Annotated in this window: 26 protein-coding genes and 1 tRNA gene; 14 read left to right on the top strand and 13 right to left on the bottom strand. The window is 48.2% G+C overall.

Annotation, left to right across the window (positions count from 1 at the left end):
* Positions 1 to 2: 2 nt before the first annotated feature.
* On the bottom strand, positions 3 to 2,015 hold the full coding sequence (locus KME11_03715) for a two-component sensor histidine kinase (GenBank protein MBW4514313.1): 2,013 nt from the start codon (positions 2,013 to 2,015) through the stop codon (positions 3 to 5).
* A gap of 230 nt (positions 2,016 to 2,245) precedes the next feature.
* Here KME11_03715 and KME11_03710 point away from each other — a divergent pair, with 230 nt between their 5' ends.
* Positions 2,246 to 2,962 carry a RibD family protein gene (locus KME11_03710; GenBank protein MBW4514312.1) on the top strand — a complete coding sequence of 239 codons (717 nt, stop codon included), beginning with the start codon at positions 2,246 to 2,248 and terminating at the stop codon, positions 2,960 to 2,962.
* A 373-nt stretch (positions 2,963 to 3,335) separates the two neighbouring features.
* On the opposite strand, the gene msrA is transcribed toward KME11_03710, so the two are convergent.
* From msrA to KME11_03690, 4 genes are all read right to left on the bottom strand, one after another.
* Positions 3,336 to 4,001 carry a peptide-methionine (S)-S-oxide reductase MsrA gene (gene msrA, locus KME11_03705; GenBank protein ID MBW4514311.1) on the bottom strand — a complete coding sequence of 222 codons (666 nt, stop codon included), beginning with the start codon at positions 3,999 to 4,001 and terminating at the stop codon, positions 3,336 to 3,338.
* Between the two features lie 110 nt (positions 4,002 to 4,111).
* Positions 4,112 to 5,584: an aminobutyraldehyde dehydrogenase gene (locus KME11_03700; protein ID MBW4514310.1), complete on the bottom strand. Its 1,473-nt coding sequence runs from the start codon at positions 5,582 to 5,584 to the stop codon at positions 4,112 to 4,114.
* A 187-nt stretch (positions 5,585 to 5,771) separates the two neighbouring features.
* Positions 5,772 to 6,101, bottom strand: a complete 330-nt coding sequence (locus KME11_03695; GenBank protein ID MBW4514309.1) for a hypothetical protein — start codon at positions 6,099 to 6,101, stop codon at positions 5,772 to 5,774.
* A 270-nt stretch (positions 6,102 to 6,371) separates the two neighbouring features.
* Positions 6,372 to 7,112, bottom strand: coding sequence for a DUF561 domain-containing protein (locus KME11_03690; protein MBW4514308.1), 741 nt, complete (start codon positions 7,110 to 7,112; stop codon positions 6,372 to 6,374).
* On the opposite strand from KME11_03690, the gene KME11_03685 reads away from it, so the two are divergent.
* Positions 7,101 to 7,778, top strand: coding sequence for a YbhB/YbcL family Raf kinase inhibitor-like protein (locus tag KME11_03685; GenBank protein MBW4514307.1), 678 nt, complete (start codon positions 7,101 to 7,103; stop codon positions 7,776 to 7,778). The two genes, KME11_03690 and KME11_03685, sit on opposite strands and share 12 nt — an antisense overlap.
* A gap of 101 nt (positions 7,779 to 7,879) precedes the next feature.
* Positions 7,880 to 9,097 carry a HAMP domain-containing histidine kinase gene (locus tag KME11_03680; protein ID MBW4514306.1) on the top strand — a complete coding sequence of 406 codons (1,218 nt, stop codon included), beginning with the start codon at positions 7,880 to 7,882 and terminating at the stop codon, positions 9,095 to 9,097.
* An 80-nt stretch (positions 9,098 to 9,177) separates the two neighbouring features.
* On the opposite strand, the gene KME11_03675 is transcribed toward KME11_03680, so the two are convergent.
* Positions 9,178 to 10,050: a DMT family transporter gene (locus tag KME11_03675; protein MBW4514305.1), complete on the bottom strand. Its 873-nt coding sequence runs from the start codon at positions 10,048 to 10,050 to the stop codon at positions 9,178 to 9,180.
* On the bottom strand, positions 10,047 to 10,319 hold the full coding sequence (locus tag KME11_03670) for a hypothetical protein (GenBank protein ID MBW4514304.1): 273 nt from the start codon (positions 10,317 to 10,319) through the stop codon (positions 10,047 to 10,049). The genes KME11_03675 and KME11_03670 overlap by 4 nt, the downstream gene beginning before the upstream one ends.
* A 183-nt stretch (positions 10,320 to 10,502) precedes the next feature.
* On the opposite strand from KME11_03670, the gene KME11_03665 reads away from it, so the two are divergent.
* Complete coding sequence (locus tag KME11_03665) at positions 10,503 to 11,954, top strand: PLP-dependent aminotransferase family protein (GenBank protein MBW4514303.1); 1,452 nt, start codon at positions 10,503 to 10,505, stop codon at positions 11,952 to 11,954.
* A 35-nt stretch (positions 11,955 to 11,989) separates the two neighbouring features.
* Here KME11_03665 and KME11_03660 read toward each other — a convergent pair whose 3' ends face one another.
* On the bottom strand, positions 11,990 to 12,721 hold the full coding sequence (locus KME11_03660) for a Uma2 family endonuclease (GenBank protein MBW4514302.1): 732 nt from the start codon (positions 12,719 to 12,721) through the stop codon (positions 11,990 to 11,992).
* Between the two features lie 131 nt (positions 12,722 to 12,852).
* Between KME11_03660 and KME11_03655 the strand changes: the two genes are divergently transcribed.
* From KME11_03655 to KME11_03645, 3 genes are all read left to right on the top strand, one after another.
* The gene (locus KME11_03655; GenBank protein MBW4514301.1) at positions 12,853 to 14,589 is read left to right on the top strand and encodes an ABC transporter ATP-binding protein/permease; all 1,737 of its coding nucleotides are present in this window, start codon (positions 12,853 to 12,855) and stop codon (positions 14,587 to 14,589) included.
* A gap of 108 nt (positions 14,590 to 14,697) precedes the next feature.
* The gene (locus tag KME11_03650) at positions 14,698 to 15,666 is read left to right on the top strand and encodes a sodium-dependent bicarbonate transport family permease (protein ID MBW4514300.1); all 969 of its coding nucleotides are present in this window, start codon (positions 14,698 to 14,700) and stop codon (positions 15,664 to 15,666) included.
* A gap of 3 nt (positions 15,667 to 15,669) precedes the next feature.
* Positions 15,670 to 15,984: a P-II family nitrogen regulator gene (locus KME11_03645; GenBank protein ID MBW4514299.1), complete on the top strand. Its 315-nt coding sequence runs from the start codon at positions 15,670 to 15,672 to the stop codon at positions 15,982 to 15,984.
* Between the two features lie 13 nt (positions 15,985 to 15,997).
* On the opposite strand, the gene dnaB is transcribed toward KME11_03645, so the two are convergent.
* Together dnaB and rplI are read right to left on the bottom strand one after the other, a co-directional pair.
* Positions 15,998 to 17,350: a replicative DNA helicase gene (dnaB, locus tag KME11_03640; protein ID MBW4514298.1), complete on the bottom strand. Its 1,353-nt coding sequence runs from the start codon at positions 17,348 to 17,350 to the stop codon at positions 15,998 to 16,000.
* A 184-nt stretch (positions 17,351 to 17,534) separates the two neighbouring features.
* Positions 17,535 to 17,996 carry a 50S ribosomal protein L9 gene (gene rplI, locus KME11_03635; protein ID MBW4514297.1) on the bottom strand — a complete coding sequence of 154 codons (462 nt, stop codon included), beginning with the start codon at positions 17,994 to 17,996 and terminating at the stop codon, positions 17,535 to 17,537.
* 127 nt (positions 17,997 to 18,123) lie between these two features.
* Here rplI and KME11_03630 point away from each other — a divergent pair, with 127 nt between their 5' ends.
* On the top strand, positions 18,124 to 18,597 hold the full coding sequence (locus tag KME11_03630; GenBank protein MBW4514296.1) for a CRR6 family NdhI maturation factor: 474 nt from the start codon (positions 18,124 to 18,126) through the stop codon (positions 18,595 to 18,597).
* 113 nt (positions 18,598 to 18,710) lie between these two features.
* Here the strand turns inward: KME11_03630 and KME11_03625 are convergent, their stop codons facing one another.
* Complete coding sequence (locus tag KME11_03625) at positions 18,711 to 19,223, bottom strand: hypothetical protein (protein MBW4514295.1); 513 nt, start codon at positions 19,221 to 19,223, stop codon at positions 18,711 to 18,713.
* Between the two features lie 268 nt (positions 19,224 to 19,491).
* Here KME11_03625 and KME11_03620 point away from each other — a divergent pair, with 268 nt between their 5' ends.
* The 3 genes from KME11_03620 (at position 19,492) to KME11_03610 (ending at position 21,891) form a co-directional block, all read left to right on the top strand.
* Positions 19,492 to 19,956, top strand: coding sequence for a CBS domain-containing protein (locus KME11_03620; GenBank protein ID MBW4514294.1), 465 nt, complete (start codon positions 19,492 to 19,494; stop codon positions 19,954 to 19,956).
* An 86-nt stretch (positions 19,957 to 20,042) separates the two neighbouring features.
* The gene (locus KME11_03615; protein ID MBW4514293.1) at positions 20,043 to 20,702 is read left to right on the top strand and encodes a HEAT repeat domain-containing protein; all 660 of its coding nucleotides are present in this window, start codon (positions 20,043 to 20,045) and stop codon (positions 20,700 to 20,702) included.
* A 121-nt stretch (positions 20,703 to 20,823) separates the two neighbouring features.
* A complete protein-coding gene (locus tag KME11_03610; protein ID MBW4514292.1) occupies positions 20,824 to 21,891 on the top strand; it encodes a 3-deoxy-7-phosphoheptulonate synthase in 1,068 nt (355 codons plus the stop codon).
* Positions 21,892 to 22,007: 116 nt separating this feature from the next.
* On the opposite strand, the gene KME11_03605 is transcribed toward KME11_03610, so the two are convergent.
* Together KME11_03605 and KME11_03600 are read right to left on the bottom strand one after the other, a co-directional pair.
* Complete coding sequence (locus KME11_03605; protein ID MBW4514291.1) at positions 22,008 to 22,184, bottom strand: hypothetical protein; 177 nt, start codon at positions 22,182 to 22,184, stop codon at positions 22,008 to 22,010.
* A 266-nt stretch (positions 22,185 to 22,450) separates the two neighbouring features.
* Positions 22,451 to 22,523: transfer RNA gene (locus KME11_03600), tRNA-Arg, on the bottom strand.
* Positions 22,524 to 22,561: 38 nt separating this feature from the next.
* Here KME11_03600 and KME11_03595 point away from each other — a divergent pair.
* From KME11_03595 to KME11_03585, 3 genes are all read left to right on the top strand, one after another.
* Positions 22,562 to 23,053: a low molecular weight phosphotyrosine protein phosphatase gene (locus KME11_03595; GenBank protein ID MBW4514290.1), complete on the top strand. Its 492-nt coding sequence runs from the start codon at positions 22,562 to 22,564 to the stop codon at positions 23,051 to 23,053.
* Positions 23,054 to 23,290: 237 nt separating this feature from the next.
* A complete protein-coding gene (locus KME11_03590) occupies positions 23,291 to 23,446 on the top strand; it encodes a hypothetical protein (GenBank protein MBW4514289.1) in 156 nt (51 codons plus the stop codon).
* Positions 23,443 to 23,601: a hypothetical protein gene (locus KME11_03585; GenBank protein ID MBW4514288.1), complete on the top strand. Its 159-nt coding sequence runs from the start codon at positions 23,443 to 23,445 to the stop codon at positions 23,599 to 23,601. Before KME11_03590 ends, KME11_03585 begins: the two co-directional genes overlap by 4 nt.
* The last annotated feature ends 126 nt before the right edge of the window (positions 23,602 to 23,727 follow it).

Raw genomic sequence — 23,727 nt, 5'->3', positions numbered from 1 at the left:
CTTTATCCTGGCTGGCTCATGACCGAGGGCTCGATCGCTGTCTTCATTTCGTCCCCTTCTATAAGCGGTACCACAATAGGTTGAGCCGTCTCAAAAACGGGTAAAGAAATCCTTACCGTTGTCCCTAGCCCCATGCCATCACTGTAAAGACTAATCCGTCCCCCCATTAGCTCAATCAGGTTCCGAGAAATTGCTAGCCCTAACCCTGTCCCTTCAAACTTACGAGTAGTGGTGCCATCCACCATCACAAACGGGCGGAATAACTTGTGCTGCTGGGCTGGATCGATGCCAATGCCCGTATCTTTCACTGAGAGAATGACCCAATTTTTTCCTGATGCATGGGCAGAATGCCCGTTTTGCTCACCCTGAATTTTCTCACCTTGGTCTGAGCCATGAATCGAGGGTGCCGAGTCTATACGAGTCTCAACCGTAATGCTGCCTTCGTCGGTAAACTTAGCAGCGTTATAGAGCACATTGAGCAACACTTGCCGCAACCGCGCGGGGTCTGCTCGCACCATCAAGGGCTGGGGCCAAGCTTTAACAATTAGCTGCAAACCTTTCTGATTAGTCTGTACGGTTTCGAGCGCTACTGCATCTTTAAGAATTTGCCGGATATCAATTGTTTCAATGGCTAAGGGCAGCTTGTCTTCTTCAATTCTTTGAATATCAAGGAGGTCATTGATGATTTTCAGTAGATGAATTGCTGCCTTATCTGCCTGCTCTAGAAACTCTACTTCTTCTTCATGGCTATCGCAGCAGCCGTCTTTAACGAGCCGAATGCAGCCGATAATAGCGTTGAGTGGAGTCCGAAGTTCATGGGAGGTATTGGCGAGGAATTCGCTTTTAATTTGGTTAGCGGCTTCTGCCTCTTGCCACGCCGACTCTAACTCTTTGGCACGTTCTTCTAAGCGCCCCACCATGTTGTCTAGCACTTCTGCCAAGTGGTTAAGTTCACGAATTCTAAAGTTACGAGGCGCTCGTTCAGAGGAATTGCGCCGATGAATTCGCAGGGCGTATTTGCCTAGCTGTTCAATGGGTAGTGCCAAATCACGTGCCATGTAAACCATGGCTAACAAATGAGCCGCTAGTAGCCCTGCCGTTAGAATTAGCAAGCTCTGCCTGATATTTTCTAGCCCTTGGAGGGCGCTTTCGGTGGTAGTAACGGCTAGCACTGCCCAATTACGGTTTTCATTGGTTGGGCTAGACAAGGTAAGGGGACTAAATCCTGCTACCCATTCGGTTTCAGCATCTGAAATGCCAAAAACTTGCCGTACGCCCGGTTCGTTTATTTTGACGTTATTTAAAATGTCTTGGAAGCGAGTGTTGACCTGTTGTTTGCCCACGCGATCGGGGTAGGGGTGAGCCAGGAAAGTACCATTTTCGTCCATTACGGCGGTGTAGCCTTCTAGCAACGAGTCACCACCGCTTTCCAATTGCTTTAAGATCGTTTCTGCTGAGAGGCTGTAGCGAAGCTGCCCACTGGGGGTATAGATGGGAGTGCTGATAATCAGGTTAAGCTGGCTGGTTCTGTCAGTTTGGGTGACCCGCTGGGTGCGATCGAACTCAACGGCTCGGACTTTGAGGCGATCGGGGTCAGTTGCGTCTTCTTGCTTAGCCCAGCTTTTTGCCGTAGCAAGGTTGAAAACTTGGTTACCGCAGGTACTGGCAACTGTCCGACCTTCCCAAAGATCTTTCATTTGCAAGCAGCGAACATCGGGAGACAGGGTGGGCAGGAGTTGGGTTAAAAATGTTTTAGAGGAAATGGGGGATCCGTTCTTGAGGGCTGCCGTCTGACTGGCGATCGCCAAATTGTTTCCCACAGCATCAATATGGCTTTGAATGCTTGCCGCTTTTCGCACCGCGCTCTGCTCCAAATTAGCCTTGGCGGTTCTGAGTAGACTTTCGCGCGCTTTGCGAAAGGTTACTCCTGTGCCTAGGAATAAGATAGGAATACTGAGCAGCAGAATCCGCAGCAGCAGAATTCGACGAAAAGAGGACTGACCTAGCATAGCCATAGTGATATTTCGACTTGAGGTGTCAGACTTAGCACAGAGACCCGCAAGCTGCATCTAAGTATTACTATTCAGCTTACTCCCCTAGTCAATGGGACAACTGAGGCATCCGTATGTAAAAATACGATTCTTCAATGTTTCTTCATGCACATAAAGATGTAATCACAAAGATACAGAGAAATGCAAACTAGCGATCGAGAATTTTGTAAAGAATTAGAGCGCATCTTTATAATATGGCTGCCAATCTAGCTGCTTTCCCAGAGCCTGACGGTTCTAAGACGCACCGCCCCCACGTTACTGTTGTCCTGGCGATGAGTGCAGATGGCAAAATTGCGGATGCTGGGCGATCGCCTGCTCGGTTTGGGTCTGCCCAAGACAAAAGCCACCTAGAAACCCAAATTGCCCAAGCCGATGGCGTACTGTTTGGAGCAGGCACTCTTCGTGCCTATGGCAGTACGCTACGGATCACTCACCCCAATCTGCTCCAGCACCGCCAACACCAAGGGAAATTCCCCCAACCTGTCCATATTGTCTGTTCTCAATCTGCCCAATTTGACACTCATTCCCTCTTTTTTCGGCAAGCTGTTCCCCGCTGGCTCCTAACGACAGTCTCCCAAGCAAATCGGCTACAGATAGAAAAGTTTGAGCGAGTGATCAAAGGAAAACAGGGGGCAACAGGGTTAGATTGGGTAGACGCATTACAGCAGTTGCGGCAGTTGGGCTTGGAACGGCTGGTAGTAACTGGTGGTGGTGAAGTGGTGGCTTCTCTCTTAGAGGTAGGGGGAGTTGATGAACTATGGTTGACGGTTTGTCCGTTGTTACTGGGAGGGAAGGACGCGCCCACTCCTGTAGAAGGTCTGGGAGTGTTAGAGGGAATTGCACCACGATTAGAATTGCTGGAGGTAAAGGCGATCGCCCAAGAGGTATTTCTCCACTACCAAGTCTTATAACTCAAAGGGGTAGGCATTTTCTTTTTCTAAACTGAATCAGACTAGATGCCTACCCTTCTAGAAATCAAGCATTAGGTTAGGGAGTTGCGTGAAAATAAAACCCCAATGGGATGCATTGACTTATCAGATCCCTAGATCCCCTATTCTGGGGGACTTTGACAGGTTCGGAAGTCCCCCAGAATGGCAGGGCTGATCTATTGAAAGAAGGAAAATACCTCTGCTCCTTATCCTTCTGTTGAGTATTGGTAGACACCCATATAAGCTCAAACCCAAGAATGCGGGTTATGAGGTTTTCCTCTAATCAATAGATCAGCCCTGCCCCAGAATGGGGGATTTAGGGGGCGGTTCGGGGCGTTATTTAATCGCAACTCCCTTAGCTTTCGTAACGAGTGACCATGACAGGGCAAGAAACATTCGTGCCGCCTAAGCCACAGTAACCACCGGGGTTTTTCGCCAGGTATTGCTGGTGATATTCTTCAGCGTAGTAAAAGGTGGGAGCGGCTACGATTTCGGTGGTAATCTCTCCGTATTTTGCTTCTGTCAATGCTTTTTGGTACATTTCTCTAGAAACCTCTGCTGCTTTGCGCTGAGCCTCAGAATAGGTATAGATGCCCGAACGGTACTGAGTTCCTCGATCGTTCCCCTGCTGCATTCCTTGGGTAGGATTGTGGCTTTCCCAGAAAACTTTCAGCAGATCTTCGTAGCTCACCACTTTGGGATCGAACGCCACTAAGACAACTTCATTATGTCCTGTCATGCCCGAACAAACTTCTTGATAGCTTGGGTTAGGCGTGATTCCGGCAGCATAGCCTACGGCTGTGGTGTAAACGCCTTTGACCTGCCAGAACTTACGTTCTGCTCCCCAGAAGCAGCCTAGACCAAACACAGCAGTTTCTATGCCAGCAGGAAAGGGCGGCTGGAGCGGATTGCCGTTGACAAAATGTCGAGCCGGAACAGGTATCGCTTCTGACCGTCCAGTCAGCGCTTCTTCAGGAGTAGGAAGCACTGACTTTTTGTTAAACAGTCCAAATAAAGACATGGGTTCCTCAGGTTTCGATATGTATCTTTACATTATCTCCCATGTTACGTTGCCAAGCTGAGCGATCGCTGAGGAGAGGATAAGGGATATCCGAATTTGAGCGTCGAAATTTAAGCGTCGAACACTACCGAGTGCCATGCTTTTTTAGCGTCGCCTGTAATGTCGAACATGACATGTTTAACAACGGTGTATTCTTCCAGGGCATAGTGCGACATATCTTTGCCGTAACCACTTTGCTTCAATCCGCCGTGGGGCATTTCACTGGCGATCGGCAAATGATCGTTAATCCACACCGTCCCGCACTCCATTGCCGCTGCCATGCGCATGGCTCGCTGCACGTTTAGTGTCCACACACTTCCTGCCAAGCCGTAGGGCGTATCGTTTGCTAATTGAACCGCTTCAGCCTCATTGTTAAATCGATTGACCACAATGACGGGCCCAAAGATTTCGTCCTGAACGCAGCTTGAAGACTGGGGTGCTTCCGTTAGAATAGTTGGCGGATAAAAATACCCTGCATCGGTCGGCATGACTCCACCTGCCGCAATCCTTACGCCCTGTTGCTGCGCTTCTTCAACAAAACTATGCACCTTTAGCCGATGGGTTTCGCTGGTGAGCGGCCCAATATCGGTGTCTGCGTGGGCGGGATGACCGACTTTGAGCGTATTTGTCAGTTCAATTAAGCGGTTGAGGAATTGATCAAACACTTCATCTTGCACATAAATGCGGGTGGCGGCGGTGCAGTCTTGTCCCGTGTTCATAAATGCCGCTGGAATTGCGCCTCTGGCGGCGGCTTCCAGGTCAGCATCGGCAAAGACAACGAAGGGAGCTTTGCCGCCCAGTTCCAGGCTGACGCGCTTGACGGTAGAACTGGCTAAGACGGCAATACGTTTGCCTGTACGGGTGCTGCCTGTAAAGCTAATCATGCCCACGTCGGTGTGGGTACAAAGGGCTTCACCCACTTCTGCGCCGCCCGTAACAACGTTGATTACGCCTGGGGGCAAGCCACATTCCAATGCAATTTTTGCGAGTTCAATTGTAGTTGTAGGCGTGTTGGGAGCAGGCTTGATCACGATCGCGTTACCTGCGGCGATCGCTGGGGCGATTTTCCAAATCGCCATCATAAAGGGGTAATTCCAGGGCGTAATGGCACCGATCACGCCAATGGGTTCCCGCCGGATCAGGCTGGTGTAGCCACCCACATATTCGCCTGCTGCTGTACCATCTTGCCGACGTACTACGGCTGCAAAATAGCGCAAATTATCGATCGCAAAAGGAATATCTCCGCCTGCGGCTAGCTTCATGGGTTTGCCCGCATTTTGGCTTTCTAGCTGTGCCAGCATTTCGCTTTTGGCTTCTAGCGCATCGGCAAACTTCATCAGAGCGACACTTCGTTCGCCGTAGGACATTGCGCCCCAACCGACTTGCGCTTGCTTTGCAGCAACAACGGCGCGATCGACATCAACGGGAGTTCCCCAGGCAGTGGTCGCAAAAGGTTTTCCGGTAGCAGGTTCAATCAAGTCTTCGTTGCCTGTCGTGACGAGTTCGTCACCAATCACCATAGGATAATGAGTCAGTTTGTCCATAATTACCTCTGTCAAGAGCTTCTGAGGAACTAAAATATTTAACGATAATATTTAATGATGTTGATCATCTGGAGGACAAGGACTAAGGACTATTGTACTGACTATAGACGGGCGATCGCTTATGTAAGATTAACCGACAAGATTAACCGACTTCTAGGTACCGCTGCTCTAGTTGAAGCTCATGAAATTATGAAGGTGCAGAGTAAAAGGCACTGCCGTATTTATAGCGAAAATATCGCGTAGGAATTAAGCGAATCGCGATCGCGCCTATGGTAAATAACAACACTTGCCAACCTAACTGCGGCAACTGCAAAATTCCTACAAACAATAATACAATTGCAGAACTTTCTGACCAAACGCCTTGAATTGAAAAGGTTTTGAGACTCTGACGCATGGTTTTGCGTTTGGATTTTAGAAATTGAATCAAAGTGTTCTGCGCTATCACTCGAACCTGGAATTCCACAGGCATTGACGTATATGCTGGCGACTCCTGAGCGTCAACGTTCGTATATGGCATGGTTACTAATGGGAGTAACTTTATCTTTCTCAAACTCGTGCACCAACCCATTCCAAGCTATGCCTTGTCAGAGGAGTTTATTCTTAGACGAACAGGTGATTTATTCACCGTATTACAAGTATTGAAGCGGTTTGCTGAAGTCATTTAGCTGATGAAAGTGGATCACTTTTCCAAGCTCAACTTCTTAGCTTAGATTTCTTAGCTTAGAGATAGGACAAAGATGCAGGTGAGCATTACCTACTTGCATCTTTGTCATTGCCTACAAACAGGTTACACTTTTACCTTTGCAGTGCTCAAAGCTTCAACCAAACTCCGCACTACGGCAATCATTTCAATTTCGCTGCTGAGTTTGTTGATTGCCGAGCCAACCCCAATGCCCGATGCACCTGCTGCGATCGCCATCGGTGCCGTTACGCTCGATAACCCAGAGGCACACAGTACAGGCACATTAACCACGTGAGCAATCTCAAAGGCGGCGGCTAAGGTGGGAGCAGCTTTTTCAATTAACCCTAAGGTGCCTGGGTGGGTGGGTAGGCTGCTGGTGCCGCCTTCGGTTTGAATGATGTCGGCTCCTGCTTGAACGAGGGCTTCAGCTAACTGCACTTGTTGATCGAGCGGGAGAATATGAGGGACGGTGACAGACAGGGTTGTGGTCGGGAGGAGCGATCGCGTTTGGCGAGTTAGCGCTAGGACTTCTGCCGCCTCAAATCTGCGCCCTTGAGCATAAAAGGCATCAAAGTTACCAATCTCAACCAAATCGGCTCCGGCTGCCACGGCTGCTGCCAGCTGATGGGGTTCGATCGCGGATACACAAACAGGAAGGTTAGTGAGTTGCTTCGCTAGACGCACCAAATCAACATCTGCTGCAATATCTACAAACGTTGCGCCGCCTCGATCTGCCGCTTTAACAATAGTGGCAACATTGGCTGCATCAAAGTTAGTTAAGCCACTGATGACTTTCAAAGCCTTTTTCTGCTGAAAGGCAATTTGAAGAGTGGGATGAATCGCCATAAAGTTTTCCAAATTCGACAGTTCATTTTGACATTAACCGAATGCTTTTGCGATGGAGCCGCTAGTATTGGGTCAATTAATTCAGTTGAATGGGACATGAGACAGCAAATTTTAACAGTTGGCATGGTTTTGTTGGCTAGTGTGGCGATCGCAGCCTGTGATCCTACGACTGCTGCCAATCTTAGTCCGCCTCAAGGTTCTGAACCCATCCAGATCACGAGCACTGCCTTTGCTCCAGGGGCGCTGATTCCGGTTCAACAGACCTGCGATGGCAAAGATCTGTCGCCCGACCTAGCTTGGGAAGGTATTCCGGCTGATACTAAAAGCCTTGTCATTATTGCCCAAGACCCAGATGCCCTATTTAAACCCTTTACTCACTGGGTGCTTTATGATCTGCCACCCAACACTCGCCAGATCCCGGCAGGCTTGCCGCCTCAGCCTTTTTTGACAACGGGGGGCGGACATGGCAAAAATGATTTCGGTCGCTATGGCTACGGTGGCCCCTGCCCACCAAACGGCACCCATCGTTATATATTCAAGGTGTATGCGCTCGATAAGCTGCTAGATCTGCCAGCCGGAGCAACGAAAGCAGAGGTGTTGGCGGCGATCGGCGGACATGTCAAAGCAACAGGTGAATTGATGGGAAAATACAGCCGAAAGAAATAGCCACTGCAAAAACGAAAAGATTGTTACAGGATTGAAATACGAATGTCAAAGCAACGCAAAATGCAGAAGGCAAAATAAATATAACTCCCCTTTCTTCACCCATGGCTAAAGTTGGACTGCGCGCCCGATTATTTCTTTCCCATGTCGTAGTGATGATGGTGGGGTTGCTAACGCTATTTGCGATCGCCAAAATCTCGTCTCCCCGGTTCTTTGCCCTGTCTCTGCGCCAGTTTGAGGTGGGTGGCTTTAGCGTAGGACAAGTTCGTACTCAACTCATTCGTAGCTTTGAAGATGCTTGGAACCAGGGAGCATTTTGGTCGATGGTAGTTGGTGCAACGACCGCAGGCGGGTTGAGTTATCTGGTGACTCAGCGCATTGTAAAGCCGCTGATTCAGATGGAAGAAATCACCCAAAAGTTTGCTGAAGGTCATTTGAAAGAGCGAGTTCCGGCGAACGAAATTCCAGAAGTGAATCAGCTTGCTCGCAGCTTTAACCGCATGGCGGCAACGTTAGAAGGGGTTGAGCAACGCCGTCGAGAATTAGTCAGCGACCTCACCCACGAACTGCGCACGCCGCTAACAGTGCTAAAGGGATATTTGGAAGGATTGGCAGACGGGGCGATCGAACCTTCTCCCGACACTTATCAACGTTTATCTCGTGAAATTGTGCGAATGCAACGGCTAGTTAATGATCTGCAAGAGCTTTCTAAAATGGAAGCAGGTTACTTACCCATTAATGCGCGATCGCTTGATTTAACGCCCTTACTTTCGGCAGTGGTACAAAAATTTGCTGACCAGCTTTTGGCAGAAGATAGTCCCCAAGTCTTGCTGGATTATCCTCCTAATATGCCCTTAGTTTTGGCAGATCCAGAACGGGTTGAACAAATTTTGGTGAACCTAATTGGGAACGCTTTGCGCTACACTCCCCATGGCTCTATTACCGTCCAGGTGCGCCTTCCAGTTAAGCCTGAAACAGACAAACTTTGGATTGCCGTGATCGATACTGGAGTGGGCATTGCGGCGGCAGATTTGCCCCATGTGTTTGAGCGATTTTGGCGAGCCGATCGATCGCGCGATCGCAACTCTGGGGGCACAGGCATTGGGTTAGCGATTTGTCGGCGCTTGGTGGAGTTGCAAAACGGGTCAATTGAGGTAGAAAGTCAGGTGGGGAAAGGCAGCACGTTTCGGTTTTCGCTACCGATTTCCGCTAAGAAAGGAGCGGGCGATCGCAACTTAGCGTTACGACGGCAGGATGCAAAAGAGACAGGCGGTGCAAATCCTGTTAATTCGATCATTAGAATCACAATGGATAAAGGTTAACTCATAAATATTTAGGTGAGTACACTCTTCGGGATATATTCAAGGAATCGTCTTGAGATACCTATAAAAGAGTGCTAAACTTATTCCCTGATAACCTTTGCTTTCCGCCCAAAATGAACAGAAGTCAGAACGATCGCTAATACCAAAAACATCAATGGCGAAATTTGTTCTTTGAACAGAATTGAAGATGCAAAAAACGTCACGAATGGCTGCAATAATTGCACTTGACCAATCTTGGCAATTCCACCCATTTGCAGACCTTTGTACCAAGCAAAGAACCCAAAAAACATACTAATTACGCTGACATAGATAAATCCAATCCAGGCAGGTAGCACATTGTATTGAGAATTCATTTCAGAATACAGTAGTGTAACAGGTAAAGTAATGGGAAGTGAAATGACTAAGGCATAGCAAATGACACGCCAGCTTCCTAACTCTTTTGCAAGCCTCGCCCCTTCTGCATAGCCGATCGCCGCACTAATCACAGCTAGTAACAGCGCTGCATCGGCAATGTGCAAAACGCCACCCCCTATATAAATGGAATAGCTAATAATAGTTCCACTTCCGACTAACCCTGCCACCCAATACCCAGCAGAGGGCTTTTCTTTCGCTAACAAAACGCCCAATAGTGCTGTAAAGAGCGGAATTAACCCTGTAATAATTGCCCCATGGGAAGCCGGAATAGATTTCATGGCATAGGCACTAAAAAAGGGAAAGCCAAAGACTACGCCTAATGCCACGATCGCCAGCCTCAAAAGCTGCTGTTTTGTGGGTATTTTGCTGCGGGTTGCAACCAGCAAAACTAGCCCTAAAATGCCAGCAATCACTGCCCGTCCTAAACCCACTGTGACAAATCCAAATAAGGGAACTGCGGCTTTAGTTGCGGGTAATGTTAGTCCAAATGCTACTACTCCTAACAACCCCCAGAGATAAGCTTGTGTTTCCTGTTTCATGAATAATAGCGACGCTCCAACCAAACTCTAGCTTCATGGGTCGTTTTGAAGGTGTGAGTTTTGCGAGATGCGGGATCGTACACTTCTAGGTAAGAATATCCCTGGCGATCGCGCCGATGATAAACCTTGGGTTCCCGATCGCCAGATAACAGACTGACCAGTTTTTGAGCCATTTCCCCTAGCCCAAAGCCCTTCCAAGGGCGCAACGTTGGCGTTGAATGCTCAGTACTGGTAGCGCGAATAGATGGTAATAAATTTTCTAGTTTCATCAACTCTCCCTCCAAATTCACCAGCTTCTATCTTGATCGATCTCTTTTAACCAGAACAGATGCAATTAAGCTAAATTGTTATGAATACAGTTTAATTTTTTGAAACTGTTATGGTGATAATAGCGGGTAACTGTATAGGTCACTACGAAACTGATCGATACGAAAATCTTGGAGTTATGGGACATGATTAAGGTCAAAGTGATCGAAGCATCGCCAGATCAAAATTTGTATGAACAGGTTGCCGATCGCATTCACGGATTAATTAAAGAAGGAACACTGCAACCGGGCGATCGGCTGCCTTCTGTGCGCAAACTCCGCGAACAATGGTCGGTTAGCGTTTCAACTGTCTTAGAAGCCTATCGACTTTTAGAAGATCGAGGCTTTATCAGTGCCCGCCCGCAGTCGGGATACTACGTCAAACAACCTCTTCAACAGTCCTTAGCACCTGCTGAACCCAACCCTTCAACGCCCTCCCGTCAAGCACACAGCGTTGATACCTCTCTAGCGTTCCAAGTCAGCAGAACCTGTCATAATCCTAAAGTCATTAAGTTGGGCAGCGCCATTCCCTCCTGCGAAATTTTGCCGATCGCTGCTCTTAATCGGCTCATGGGGCAAGTGTTGCGAAACCAGCCTGAGATTTCGCATTCCTACGATGTGCCGCCCGGCTGCGAACCGTTGCGCCATGAAGTTGCAAGGCGATTATTAACCGCTGGCTGCTCGGTCAGCCCTGATCAAATTGTTACCACTAACGGCACTTTTGAAGCGGTTTATTTATCCCTTAAGGCAGTCACAAAGCCCGGCGACACAGTGGCGATCGAATCTCCTACTTACTACGGTTTGTTAGAAGCTTTAGAAGTACTGCACCTTAAGGCGTTAGAACTGCCCACCCATCCTCGTGAGGGGATGTCTTTGCCCCATTTAGAAGCAGCGTTAGAGAAAAACCAAGTGGCAGCTTGTGCAGTAGTCTCCAACTTCAGTAATCCTTTAGGAAGCTGCATGGATGACCTTAAGAAGAAACAGTTAGTTGAACTGATTACGCAATATCAAGTGCCATTAATTGAAGATGATATTTATGGCGATCTTTATTTTGAAGGAACTCGCCCTAAAGCGCTTAAAGCATTTGATCGAGAGGGACTCGTTTTGTACTGCGCCTCGTACAGCAAAATTTTGTCGCCCGGAATGCGAATTGGCTGGGCATTGCCAGGACGATATCAAATGAAAGTAGAGCAATTGAAATGGGTGATTAATCAAACGACTGCGATCGCACCTCAGCTGGCGATCGCAGCATTTCTGGCTAATGGCGGCTACGATCGCCACCTCCGCCAACTGCGCCACGCCTACCAAACTCAAATGGCACATATCACCCAAGCTATCTGTACCTACTTTCCTACTGAAACTAAAGTTACGCGCCCCACAGGTGGACAAGTCCTATGGGTAGAATTACTTCCTAGCTTCGACTCAGTGATCCTGTTTCAGGAAGCTCTTCAACATCATATTAGTATTGCTCCCGGCGTTGTTTTCTCAGCTTCAGGAAGCTATCGTAACTGTTTTCGGCTTAACTGTGGTCTGCCTTGGTCTGCTGAAATTGAGCGGGCAATGCAGACATTGGGGTATTTGATTAAGCAGCAGATTTAGGAGGCCCTTTGGCTCAGCCCTCGGATAAACATTGATCAGATTAGATCTGGATCTTCTCCCAGTTCTCGTAACCTTGCCGCTAATCGATCGCCCCGCTGTTGCTCTTGATCCGCCCGCTGCTGCTCTTGCACTAACAAAGCCTCAGCCTCTTGCCGTGCCAAAGTTTCTTGCCGCAATGCTTGCACCAACTCATCTGAAGCCAATAGTTTCTCCCCAGTGTCTTCCCGGTAAAAAGCAATCAGCGACTCATCCACTTCCAGGCGCAATTGCAATGGCTCACTGCGACCATCGGTGATAGGAACATAAACGCCATCGCGTAATCGATATCCCCTCAGCTTCTCTAGAATCCACTCTCCCTTCGGGTCAAACTGCCAATACTCCGGCACATCCAGACTTTCATATAAATCTTTCTTGACGACCTCATCCCGATCCTTCGTTCCCGCAGAAGTCATTTCAAAAATGACCGAAGGCACCTGTGCTTCTTCCCAAACCTTGTAGTTGTCTCGCGCTCCGGGTGGAACGTTAAAAATTACCATGACATCAGGTGCCACACGAAACTTGGGAAACCCCTGAACGTAGTAAAGAAATTGATCAGCTAAGACGATCGCCTGCTGCCCTTCTACATAATTTCGCAACGCCACCACTGCGTTAATAATTGCGTCAATATGCACAGAAGTTTCAGCCAAAGGTTCACCATCCGAGCTTGGATAAACGACTTCAGCCCTTTGAGAGATTGCAGTTTGCGGGAGCGGTAATAGCGAAGTCATAGGGAGTATTTAGAACGCGCCTGGGCTAATTTTAACAGGTGCTAAGGGGAAGAAGACGGTAATCTAAGAGCAGCCCAATTTCTGGCGAGGTTTCCGTGGCACAGCAACTTGAAGCATCTGAAACATCATCCATGCGATCGCTCCAGCGCGTCCTCAAAAGTCTGGGGGCATACCGTTGGCTTTCCTTAGGTGCAGTGGCAAGTTTGCTGCTGTTGACGGTGGCTAATGCTGCTACGCCACAGCTTTTCCGGTGGGGCATTGACGAGGGCATTGCTAAAAAAGATTTGCAGGTGGTGCTGTATGGGGCTGGAGCAATGGTGATTGCCGCGATCGCCCGGGGCTTGTTCAACTTTGGGCAAAGCTTTTGGGCAGAAGCTGCATCACAGGGCGTAGCTTATGATTTGCGCAATAAGATTTTCAGCAAAATTCAGAACCTCAGCTTTAGCTATCATGACCAGTCTCAGACCTCGCAATTGCTGACTCGCGTGACTAGCGATATTGAACAAGTGAGAACGTTTTTGGGAACGAGTCTGGTTCAAGTTGTAAGCTCTATTGTGACGTTGGTGGCAATAGCGATCGTGCTGCTGATTATGAACTGGCAGTTAGCCATCATTACCCTCACCGTTGTACCGGCTGCCGGATGGTTACTGGCTCGATTTTTTACACAAAACGGTGATCTATTTCGACAAGTTCAAGAACAGTTAAGTGACCTTAATGCGGTACTACAAGAAAATCTAGTAGGTATTCGTGTCGTCAAAGCTTTTGTCCGAGAAAAAACCGAGGCACAGCGCTATACCGATCTCAATCATGTCCTTGTTAGGACAAACATGAAAACGATTCGGGCAATTCGCAATACCTTCCCCCTCATCTTTTTACTCAGCAACTTAGTAACGCTCGTCGTCTTTGGCTATGGCGGTTCGGAAGTTATTAACGGGCAGTTTTCTATTGGCGAACTGGTGGCGTTTAACTCTTACCTCCTGCTGATCCTTCAGCCCGTTTTGTTGCTAGGATTTGCTGCCCCCGCGATCGCCCAAGCTGCGGCTTCTGCCGAACGGATTTACGAAGTAGTTGATGCCGAAATCGAAATCCGCGATCGCCCCAACGCCACCCCGTTCACAAGCTGTAGTGGTCGAATTACCTTCGAGCACGTTTCCTTCCGCTATCCGGGAGCCACCACCGAAGCCCTCAAAGCCGTCTCTTTTGAAACCAAGCCTAAAGAACTCATTGCCGTTTTAGGCATGACGGCTTCGGGAAAAAGCACCATCATGAACCTGATTCCTCGCTTTTATGATGTGACGGCTGGCTCAGTGCGAATTGATGGGCGAGACGTGCGAGATTTTACCTTAGCAAGCCTGCGATCGCAAATTGGCATTGTGTTTCAAGAAACCACGTTATTTTCAGGCACACTTCGAGAAAATATTGCCTACGCCAAAGCCAACGCATCGTTAGAAGAAGTGATTGCGGTGGCAAAGACTGCCCAAATGCACGACTTTATTATGGGCTTGCCTGAAGGCTATGAAACCGTCGTGGGGGAACGAGGCGTGGGTTTATCGGGTGGGCAAAAACAGCGAATTGCGATCGCCCGTACCCTGCTCACAAATTACAGCATCCTAATTTTAGATGACAGCACTTCAGCAGTGGATGCCCAAACCGCCGCCCAGATCCAAGCCGCGCTTGATGATTTAATGCAGCAAAAAGCTTGCACTACGTTTGTGGTAGCACAGCGGATCAGTACCGTGCAAAACGCCGATCGCATTCTTCTAATTGACAAAGGACGGCTAGTGGCACAAGGAAATCACGAGCAACTAATGCAAACTAGTCCTCTATATGGCGCTATTTTAGAGTCTCAAGTGAAGCGATCGGAGTAACATTAGCAGCAGCAGCGTGCCCGTGCAGGTCGTCCATATTGGCGTACATTAGATCATATACAAATAAATCGTTAACTTGATCCCCTACCCAACCGGAGAAAGGCTTGAATGGATATCAATCTGATTTTGTCGAATTTTTTAAGTCCGCCCATTTTATTTTTCTTTTTAGGAATGCTGGCGGTAGCCGTAAAATCAGATTTAGAAATTCCGCAGCCGTTACCCAAGTTATTTTCCCTCTATTTGCTATTTGCCATTGGCTTCAAGGGAGGGGTTGAGCTAGCCAAAAGCGGACTCAGCCAAACCGTATTTTTAACCATTTTGGCATCTATTCTGATGGCTTGCGTGGTACCGCTCTATACCTTCTTCATCCTCAAAATAAAATTTGACACCTACAATGCAGCGGCGATCGCCTCAACTTATGGTTCCATTAGCGCAGTCACTTTCATCACCGCTAGTTCTTTTCTAGACGGACTCAACATTCCGTTCGATGGCTACATGGTTGCTGCCTTAGCGCTAATGGAATCGCCTGCGATTATTGTCGGATTGATTTTGGTTAATCTATTGAGCGATCGTAACAAAGGCGAGGTGTCTTGGTCGGAGGTTTTACGAGAAGCGTTTCTCAATAGTTCAGTGTTTTTGTTAGTAGGCAGTTTAGTAATTGGCGTATTAACAGGTGAGCATGGTCAAGAAGTCTTGAAACCATTCGCCTACGATATTTTTTACGGAGTCTTAACCTTTTTCTTGCTCGACATGGGCTTGGTAGCAGCCAGAAGAATCAAAGACTTAGGAAAATCAGGTACGTTTTTAATTTCGTTTGCTGTTCTAATTCCACTGCTTAATGCTGTGGTTGGAGTATTGTTAGCAATGATGTTAGGTATGAACAAAGGCGATGCACTGCTGTTTGCAGTTTTGTGTGCCAGTGCTTCTTACATTGCCGTTCCAGCCGCAATGCGAATGACAGTTCCAGAGGCTAACCCCAGCCTCTATGTAACGAGTGCCCTTGCCATCACTTTTCCGTTCAATATTATTATCGGCATTCCATTATACCTATCGTGTATCAACTTGCTCTGGAGATAGACTATGCAACCTGTTAAACGAATCGAAATTATTGCCAGTTCCCATGAAACCAGTCGCATTTTAGAGCGCATGGAAAAAGCAGGCGCTCCAGGCTATACCCTTATTCGAGATGTGGCTGGTAAAAGCCAGTGGGGTAGCGTCGATGATGATTTACCCGTGACCATGTTAGGCAACTCTTACATCATCTCGTTCTGCCCTGAAGAAAAGATGCAGCTGATTGTGGATGCCGTTAAGCCAATTCTTGATAAGTATGGTGGTGTTTGCTATGTTTCTGATGCTCTATCGGTGCCCACAGCGCACCGCGTCAAACCGTTTTAAGCTCAGGTTTTAATTAGGGGCGGTTAGGAGAGGCTAAGTTGCGGAATCGCGTAAACTGTGGCTCGAATAGAACTTTGACTGTTCCAACCGGACCGTTTCGATGTTTCGTAATAATCACTTCGGCAATGCCGCGATCGGGCGTATCTTCGTTATAGTATTCATCCCGATACAGCATGATAATCAGGTCTGCGTCTTGCTCAATTGAGCCACTTTCTCTCAGGTCTGACATCATGGGGCGCTTGTTGGTGCGAGATTCTACGCCTCGGCTAAGCTGAGAGAGGGCAATGATAGGCACGTTTAATTCGCGGGCAAGCCCTTTCAGCGATCGCGTAATTTTTGACAATTCTTGCACCCGGTTATCGCCGCCGCCTTCCATCAACTGCAAGTAATCAATCATAATCAGCCCCAACGCTCCGCCATTTTCGGCTTGCAATCGCCGTGCCTTAGAGCGCATTTCTGAGACGGTAATGTTGGGCGTATCATCGATAAATAAAGGCAGTTGAGATAAGACGCTGATGGCATGACCTAGTGGCTCCCACTCGGTTTGGCTAATTCTGCCTGCGCGCAGCCGTCCGCTTTCCACCTGTGCTTCACTGGATAATAAGCGGTAAACTAACTGTTCTTTAGACATTTCCAAACTAAAAACAGCGATCGGGATTTTGTGGAAAGCGGCAATGTTCCGAGCGATGTTCAAAACGAATGATGTCTTTCCCATTGCCGGACGCGCCGCTGCAATAATCAAGTCCGATCGCTGAAATCCCTGAGTCATCGCATCCAGATCATAAAACCCGCAGGAAATTCCAGGCAGCACCAATCCCAACGAGCGACTTTCAATATCCGAGAAAGTGGAGGTCAAAATATCGGCAGTAGCAGCCAGCCCCCGATTTCCTCGATCTTGAGCCAGACTAAATACTTTTTGCTCCGATTGATCTAGAACTTTCTCAAGGGAAGAATTTGTGTCGTAGCCCAGCTGGACAATTTCTGTCCCGGCTTGAATCAGCTTACGACGAGTGTATTTTTCAGTAACAAGCTGGGCGTATTGGTCAATGTTGACAGCGCTAATGGTGCGATCGACCAATTGCGCCAAACGTCCCTGCCCACCAATTTTGTCAAGAATGCCCCGATCGCTCAGCCAGCTTGTAATGCTCATCAGGTCAGTGGGTCTACCCTGAGCTTGAAGCGCGATCGCCGCCTTATAAATTTCTTGGTGAGCGCTTGTGTAGAACGCCTCAGGACGTAATAGCTCCGTAACTCGACCGATCGCCTCTGGGTCAAGTAAAATGCCGCCCAGGATCGCTTCCTCGGCATCGACGTTTTGGGGCGGGATGCGATCGCTGTAACCCTGGAAGCTGAGTTCTTGAACCATTGGAGTGAAAAAGTAAAGAATGAAGGATCGGCAGTCCGAGTATTGTAACTTGCTTACTTCCTGCGTCTCTCCCTACTCCGTTACACAACGTAATGCTAGGTCAGCATCATACCTCACCTTAAAACACCCCGACTTCTGAAAGAGGTCAGGGTGCTAAAACAAGGTTGAAACCTCGGCTGAAAGTTTAGTTAGAAACCACCTGAATCTCAATCGTAGCGCTGATTTCAGGATGCAGCTTAAGCTCAATCCGATAAGTCCCCACGCTATGAATTTCGGGAACTGTAATGCCCCGGCGATCGATTTCTAGACCTGTGACAGCTTTAATCACATCCGAAACTTCTTGATTCGTCACGGTTCCAAAAATAGCGTCATTTTCGCCCACTTGCTTCTCAATTGAGAACTGACCTGATTTTTCGAGGGTTGCCTTTTGAGCTTCAGCAACTTTTTTAAGTTCCAAAAGCCTAACCCGCTCTATTTCGCGTCTGCGCTCAACCTGCTTCAAAATGCCTGGAGTCACCCGCACTGCCAGCCCTTGAGGCATGAGGAAGTTGCGAGCATAGCCTTGAGCCACTTCTACCAAGTCACCCGAATTGCCAAGCTTACTAACATCTTTACTGAGAACTAACTGAGTCCGCTTCTTCGCCATGAACCTTACCTTACGCTATGTCCCTTGATTTTTCACACAGTCTAGTATAGTAGCGAAACGGATGGGGCGATCGCAATCCCCTATCTAGAGATTCTACCAAACGTCTTTCTACGATATTTCCATCGCCATGCCAACGACCATCACCCTCACTGCTTCTCACCTCGAAAACCTCGATCTTGCCCCTGCCCAAGCCATTATCGAGCCCTTACTGCCAGACGGTGCTACCCAAGACCCCAAGATTAGCTTTGCGATCGCTCTCCCCCGCGAACCCAACGATCCCCGCGAACTCTCCGAGATCCCTGAAGTTCGTCTCTGGTTCATTCGCCTGGATGCCCAATATCCCTGGCTTCCCTACGTTTTAGACTGGGAAGGCGGAGAACTAGCTCGCTACGTTGCCATGCTGGTGCCCCACCAGTTCAGCCCCTCTGAGGGCATTCAGTTCAACCCCGAAGCGCTAGAAATTTTCATGATGCATAAAGTCTTTGTCTTAGCCAACTGGATGCAACAACACAATATTACGAGCCGCACTAAGCTTAAATTTATGACCCAAATGTTGGGCTATGAGCTAGATGATGGCTTTTTTGAACTGGTCGGAATCTAACAGTAGTTAAGATGAAAAAGAGCCTCCGAGATCCTAGAGGCTCCTAAGTTGAAATTAAACCTAAGCCAAATTTAAGTTCTTAACACTAAGCGCTTAACACTAAGTGCTTAACACTAAGTGCTTAACACAAAGTCAACATCGCCCGTTCCTTCAGTTTCGCCTTGTCCTGAAGCCAATTTTTGACTGCCCACTTCCACAGCAAAGGGAGTCCCTGCCAAGTTGAGGTTGTAGTCAGTGGTTTGATTGGTGTATCCCACACTGGCAATCATTTTGCGACCTTCAGGCGTGTAGGTAAACGCCATCATTTGGTTTTTGTTCTTTTCGGTATCTTTAGCCCAGACAACCATGTACTGCTTGCTTTGATAGTCAAATACTTTAGCGGGTCGCACAGGAACATAGCGCCCTGGATCGCCAAAGCTCACATCTAGGAATTTCTGTAGAGAAGCATCTTCTACCTTGGCATAGCTAACTTCTTCAGCAGAAGCGGGGGCTTGATCACCCTGAGCCTCATCGGGTGTAGCTTCTTCACCTTTGTTCTTAAAATAATCGACAGCAACTTTGGTGCCGATCGCCCCAACGGTAGCGATACCTGCACCCGCCAAAATATTACGGAGAAGATTACTCATCGGTTTCTCTTGTGATGATGGATTTGAGACGCTAACGATTGTAGCTGAAAGTCTAGGTTTTTTTGTGCGCCCCTCAACACGCTTCCTACCCATGCGCCCGAAAGAAAGCGTAGGACGAAACAAACAACGGTGGATCACCTCATTCAACTGAACAAAACGCAAAACTTTTTAGTGCCCACATTCTCTAAAATATAGAAATAGAGACTGATCCCTAGATCTCAGCCTCACTTCATACTCAGATACCCGATCGTTTTCCCCTGTAACCCTCATGTCTCAAACCGTTGCCGACATCATGACACCCGATCCTATCGTGGTTAGTCCTGAAACCCCGCTCAATGAAGCCATCAAAATTTTGGCTGAAAAACGTATTAGCGGTCTACCCGTGATCAATGCCGTTGGGAAGTTAGTCGGAGTCATCTCCGAAACTGATTTGATGTGGCAAGAAACAGGAGTCACCCAGGCACCTTATTTTATGCTGCTCGATAGCGTCATTTATTTGGAAAACCCTGCCAAACACGAACGCGAACTCCATAAGGCGCTGGGGCAAACTGTGGGAGAAGTCATGACGGGGAAGGACATTGTGACCATTAAGCCCGATCGCGCTGTTCGAGATGCGGCTCAGATGATGCATGAGCACAAAATACATCGTCTACCCGTTGTTGATGCCAATGGCAAAGTGATTGGGATTTTGACCCGAGGCGACATCATTCGATTCATGGCAGCTAAGCAATAAAAGCTGCCACCCCTATAAAAAGCGACTGGCTAAAAGCAGCTGGTTAAAAAAGCATACAGCGAATAAAAATATTAAGAGAGCAACCCATGACAACCCCCGAAGCCGTTCAAGAGTTGTTAAGTTCAGAAGATTTTGGCAAACGATTAAGCGGGATTAATCAACTGCGGACGCTTGATCCAGAGTTGGCATTCGCCATGATTCAACCCGCGATCGCTGATAAAAACGTCCGAGTTCGCTATGCTGCTGTCAGCCAAGTATCAACCTTGGGCAAGCAGAACCTCACATTGGCTTTAGATATATTGCGGCGCTGCCTCCTCGAAGACCCTGAACCCGATGTTCAAGCCGCTGCCGCAGATGCTCTAGGAGGATTGCAACTAACTGCTGCCTTTGAAGACTTGCAAAACCTTTACCACCGTAGTTCTGAGTGGCTAGTTAGGTTCAGTATTATTGCTGCCTTAGGAGAACTGGGCGACACCAGAGCGTTTGAGCTTCTAGAAACTGCGCTTCACTCTGGAACAGAATTAGTTAAAGCCGCTGCGATCGGCTCTTTAGGCGAACTGGGTGACGATCGCGCCATCCCTCTGCTCCTACCCTTAGTCACTGACCCTGATTGGCAAGTCCGTCACCGCACCGCCCAAGCCTTAGGACACTTCGATCGCCCAGAAATTCGGACAGCCCTAGAAAGCCTATCTCATGATGAAGTGGAAGCCGTAGCCCAGCAAGCTCATGACTTTCTAAATCGGTAAGCAGCCTCAATCGGTAAACCGTCTGGGACGGTAAACCTCAGTAAACAAAAAAACTAACCCTCAGTACTTTTGAGTACAATGTCTGAGGTTGAGCGACGAGAAATGAACTGACTGAACCCCAATCATGCATAAGACTTTTGATCTCCATGTGGTAGAAACCCGCCCGCTGATTAGTCCAGCAACTCTCCATAGCGAATTCCCCATTACCGAGACGGCAGCGGCACTGGTGACCCAAACCCGCGATCGCATTCGCAACATCCTCCAAAACGAAGACCATCGCCTGTTGGTGATTGTGGGGCCTTGCTCGGTTCACGACATTAACGCTGCCTATGAATATGGCGAAAAGCTGATCGCGCTCCGCAAAGAATTAGAAGACGATCTCGAAATTGTTATGCGAGTTTATTTTGAGAAGCCCCGCACGACCGTAGGCTGGAAAGGGCTAATCAATGATCCTCACCTAGACGATAGCTACGACATCAACACAGGTCTACGTCTGGCGCGGCAGCTTCTAATTGGCTTAGCAGACCTGGGCTTACCTGCTGCTACCGAAATGCTCGACCCGATTACCGCGCAATACCTTGCCGATATGATTGCTTGGACGGCGATCGGCGCTCGGACGACCGAAAGCCAAACCCATCGGGAAATGGCTTCTGGGCTGTCTATGCCGATCGGCTTTAAAAATAACACCGATGGTGCTATCAGCGCCGCTACCAACGCCATGCTGAGCGCCAGCCAATCCCATAGCTTCTTAGGCATCAACACCGATGGACTTGCCAGCATTGTCACCACAACGGGCAACCCCGACTGTCACCTGGTTTTACGAGGCGGCAAGCAAGGCCCTAATTACGGTGCCGACCATGTGCAAAAGGCAGTCAATGAGCTAACTAAGCTGGGTGTGAATCCTCGCATGATGGTAGATTGTAGCCACGATAATGCCGCCAAGGATCACAATCGCCAACCTGTTGTGCTCCAAGACATTGCTGAACAATTAACGAATGGCTCCAAGTCAATTATGGGAGTCATGGTAGAAAGTCACTTGGTTGCAGGCAAGCAGTCGATTCCCAAAAACCTCAGCCAGTTGACCTACGGGCAAAGTATTACAGATGCCTGCGTTGATTTTGGAACGACAACAAGCATGTTGCGATCGCTGGCTAAATCAGTCACTCAGAACTGTTTGCAGCTTAACTAAAGGTTCAGAACTCCTAGCTTTCAAAAATAAAGGGGCAAAGATAAAGGGACATAGAATTCTATGCCCCTTTCCTTTTAATAAGCGATAACGAATAGTGATTAAAACTGCTAACATCCTCAGTTCTGAAAACGCTCCTCTGGACGGTGAAGGCGGCTCCAGCACTTTTCTAAATAACGAACTTGATACAAGTGAAAATACAAGCGAGGACTCAGGATTGCCGGACAATGTTCATCAAACAACGATTGGGTTAGATACTGCCAAACCGGGAAGTTGATTTTGTTGATTTTAGGCATGACCAATAGGCGATAGAGGAGAACTGGGCAGGAGTCCCCGCACCGCCAGTGGCTGTGCAATTGGACTATCCTGCTGTCAGTTTTCCCATATTTCTTTAACAAGTTTCTCTTGGTTGAGTGAGCTATGTCACTTAATCTTGACGCGTTTTGAGGGAAAAAGCAGGAAATTATGGGCGATCGCCCCGAAAAGATCAGTACTACCTCAATGGTTTTAATAATTCCAGAACATAGGCTATTCTGTCTTTGGCTGGCATTAAGAGCTAAAACGAGCATGGAGGGACTCGAACCCCCGACACCCAGGACCGGAACCTGGTGCTCTATCCACTGAGCTACATGCCCTCAAACCTTTAGAGAGTATAGCGCACTTTTAAGATACTATGACCCAAACGCCCTACAAGCTTCTATTCGTCTGCCTTGGCAACATCTGCCGATCGCCTTCTGCCGAAAGTATCATGAACCATTTGGTTGAGCAGAATCATCTGCAAAGCCAAATTGAATGCGACTCTGCCGGAACAGGTAGCTATCACATTGGTAATCCGCCCGATCGCCGCATGGCAGCAGCAGCAATGCGCCGAGGCATTACGCTTTTGGGACGTGCCAGACAATTTCAAAAAAGTGACTTTGAGGCGTTTGATTTAATTTTGGCAATGGATCAAGCCAATTACCAGGATATTTTGGCGCTTGACCCGCAGGGCAAGTACTGGCACAAGGTAAAACTAATGTGCGATTTTTGCGGTACGTACAATGACCAGGAAGTGCCTGATCCGTATTACGGCGGTTCTGATGGGTTTAACTATGTCATTGATCTGCTGTTAGATGCTTGCGAAGGGCTGATGCAGTACGTTGAAAAGCAAAAGCAGGTGATATAAAAAACGATGAGTTGAGTTTGGGGAACGCTCAGATTATTGAATTGTTTTAAGAGGTTGTCTGAGAAGTCTAGCTTGCTATCCAATCCGCCTCCTAAATCCCCCATTTTGGGGGACTTTGAAGAAGGAGTGGCTCGGAAGTCGCCCCAAAATGGGGGTTGGGGGGCGAGTGTAAGAATCTTTGATACTTCTCAGACATCCTTTAAGGTTAGCCTCTGCCTCTTTGTCTCCTGCTGATTCATGCAAATTCGCCTCTTTTGCTTCTATTCCTGCAAAGATGAATTTCTGCGCCAGGAACTAGAAACCCAGCTTAGTACGCTCGATCGCCAAAGCTTAGTGACGGAGTTACTGGTCATTGGTTGCGATGGTGCGATCGCCAAGGTAACTGGCTCTTGACTGACACAGAACAAGAAGAACGGGAAAGAGAACAAGCGCAACGTCAAAACGAACAGGCACAACTCGAAAAAGAACAAGCCCAACGTCAAAAAGAACAGGCGCAACTCGAAAAAGAACAAGCCCAACGTCAAAAAGAACAGGCGCAACTCGAATAAAAACCAAGCACAAGCACAATTGCGGCAGGTAACCCGAAATCTGTTAGCTACTGGGATGGCAGTATCTCAAGTGGCTGATCTCATCGGATTGTCGGAAACACAGGTGCAGGATTTTAGTCAGGAAAA

This window comes from Timaviella obliquedivisa GSE-PSE-MK23-08B (assembly GCA_019358855.1).
Lineage (GTDB): Bacteria > Cyanobacteriota > Cyanobacteriia > Elainellales > Elainellaceae > Timaviella > Timaviella obliquedivisa.
The sequence above is the reverse complement of the archived record's forward strand: the minus strand, read 5'-3'. Positions and strand labels throughout refer to the sequence as shown.

What these genes read in the sequence shown, in the direction of transcription:
- KME11_03690 (MBW4514308.1), bottom strand. Translation starts at nt 7,112, where the DNA reads ATGGCGATTCATCCCACTCTTCAAATTGCCTTTCAGCAGAAAAAGGCT.
- KME11_03625 (MBW4514295.1), bottom strand. Translation starts at nt 19,223, where the DNA reads ATGAGTAATCTTCTCCGTAATATTTTGGCGGGTGCAGGTATCGCTACC.
- KME11_03645 (MBW4514299.1), top strand. Translation starts at nt 15,670, where the DNA reads ATGCAACCTGTTAAACGAATCGAAATTATTGCCAGTTCCCATGAAACC.
- KME11_03700 (MBW4514310.1), bottom strand. Translation starts at nt 5,584, where the DNA reads ATGGACAAACTGACTCATTATCCTATGGTGATTGGTGACGAACTCGTC.
- KME11_03595 (MBW4514290.1), top strand. Translation starts at nt 22,562, where the DNA reads ATGACCCAAACGCCCTACAAGCTTCTATTCGTCTGCCTTGGCAACATC.
- KME11_03660 (MBW4514302.1), bottom strand. Translation starts at nt 12,721, where the DNA reads ATGACTTCGCTATTACCGCTCCCGCAAACTGCAATCTCTCAAAGGGCT.
- dnaB (MBW4514298.1), bottom strand. Translation starts at nt 17,350, where the DNA reads ATGGTTCAAGAACTCAGCTTCCAGGGTTACAGCGATCGCATCCCGCCC.
- KME11_03710 (MBW4514312.1), top strand. Translation starts at nt 2,246, where the DNA reads ATGGCTGCCAATCTAGCTGCTTTCCCAGAGCCTGACGGTTCTAAGACG.
- KME11_03675 (MBW4514305.1), bottom strand. Translation starts at nt 10,050, where the DNA reads ATGAAACAGGAAACACAAGCTTATCTCTGGGGGTTGTTAGGAGTAGTA.
- KME11_03715 (MBW4514313.1), bottom strand. Translation starts at nt 2,015, where the DNA reads ATGGCTATGCTAGGTCAGTCCTCTTTTCGTCGAATTCTGCTGCTGCGG.
- KME11_03590 (MBW4514289.1), top strand. Translation starts at nt 23,291, where the DNA reads ATGCAAATTCGCCTCTTTTGCTTCTATTCCTGCAAAGATGAATTTCTG.
- KME11_03685 (MBW4514307.1), top strand. Translation starts at nt 7,101, where the DNA reads ATGAATCGCCATAAAGTTTTCCAAATTCGACAGTTCATTTTGACATTA.
- KME11_03630 (MBW4514296.1), top strand. Translation starts at nt 18,124, where the DNA reads ATGCCAACGACCATCACCCTCACTGCTTCTCACCTCGAAAACCTCGAT.
- KME11_03650 (MBW4514300.1), top strand. Translation starts at nt 14,698, where the DNA reads ATGGATATCAATCTGATTTTGTCGAATTTTTTAAGTCCGCCCATTTTA.
- KME11_03615 (MBW4514293.1), top strand. Translation starts at nt 20,043, where the DNA reads ATGACAACCCCCGAAGCCGTTCAAGAGTTGTTAAGTTCAGAAGATTTT.
- KME11_03680 (MBW4514306.1), top strand. Translation starts at nt 7,880, where the DNA reads ATGGCTAAAGTTGGACTGCGCGCCCGATTATTTCTTTCCCATGTCGTA.
- rplI (MBW4514297.1), bottom strand. Translation starts at nt 17,996, where the DNA reads ATGGCGAAGAAGCGGACTCAGTTAGTTCTCAGTAAAGATGTTAGTAAG.
- KME11_03655 (MBW4514301.1), top strand. Translation starts at nt 12,853, where the DNA reads ATGCGATCGCTCCAGCGCGTCCTCAAAAGTCTGGGGGCATACCGTTGG.
- KME11_03620 (MBW4514294.1), top strand. Translation starts at nt 19,492, where the DNA reads ATGTCTCAAACCGTTGCCGACATCATGACACCCGATCCTATCGTGGTT.
- KME11_03605 (MBW4514291.1), bottom strand. Translation starts at nt 22,184, where the DNA reads ATGCCTAAAATCAACAAAATCAACTTCCCGGTTTGGCAGTATCTAACC.
- KME11_03695 (MBW4514309.1), bottom strand. Translation starts at nt 6,101, where the DNA reads ATGCCATATACGAACGTTGACGCTCAGGAGTCGCCAGCATATACGTCA.
- KME11_03670 (MBW4514304.1), bottom strand. Translation starts at nt 10,319, where the DNA reads ATGAAACTAGAAAATTTATTACCATCTATTCGCGCTACCAGTACTGAG.
- msrA (MBW4514311.1), bottom strand. Translation starts at nt 4,001, where the DNA reads ATGTCTTTATTTGGACTGTTTAACAAAAAGTCAGTGCTTCCTACTCCT.
- KME11_03665 (MBW4514303.1), top strand. Translation starts at nt 10,503, where the DNA reads ATGATTAAGGTCAAAGTGATCGAAGCATCGCCAGATCAAAATTTGTAT.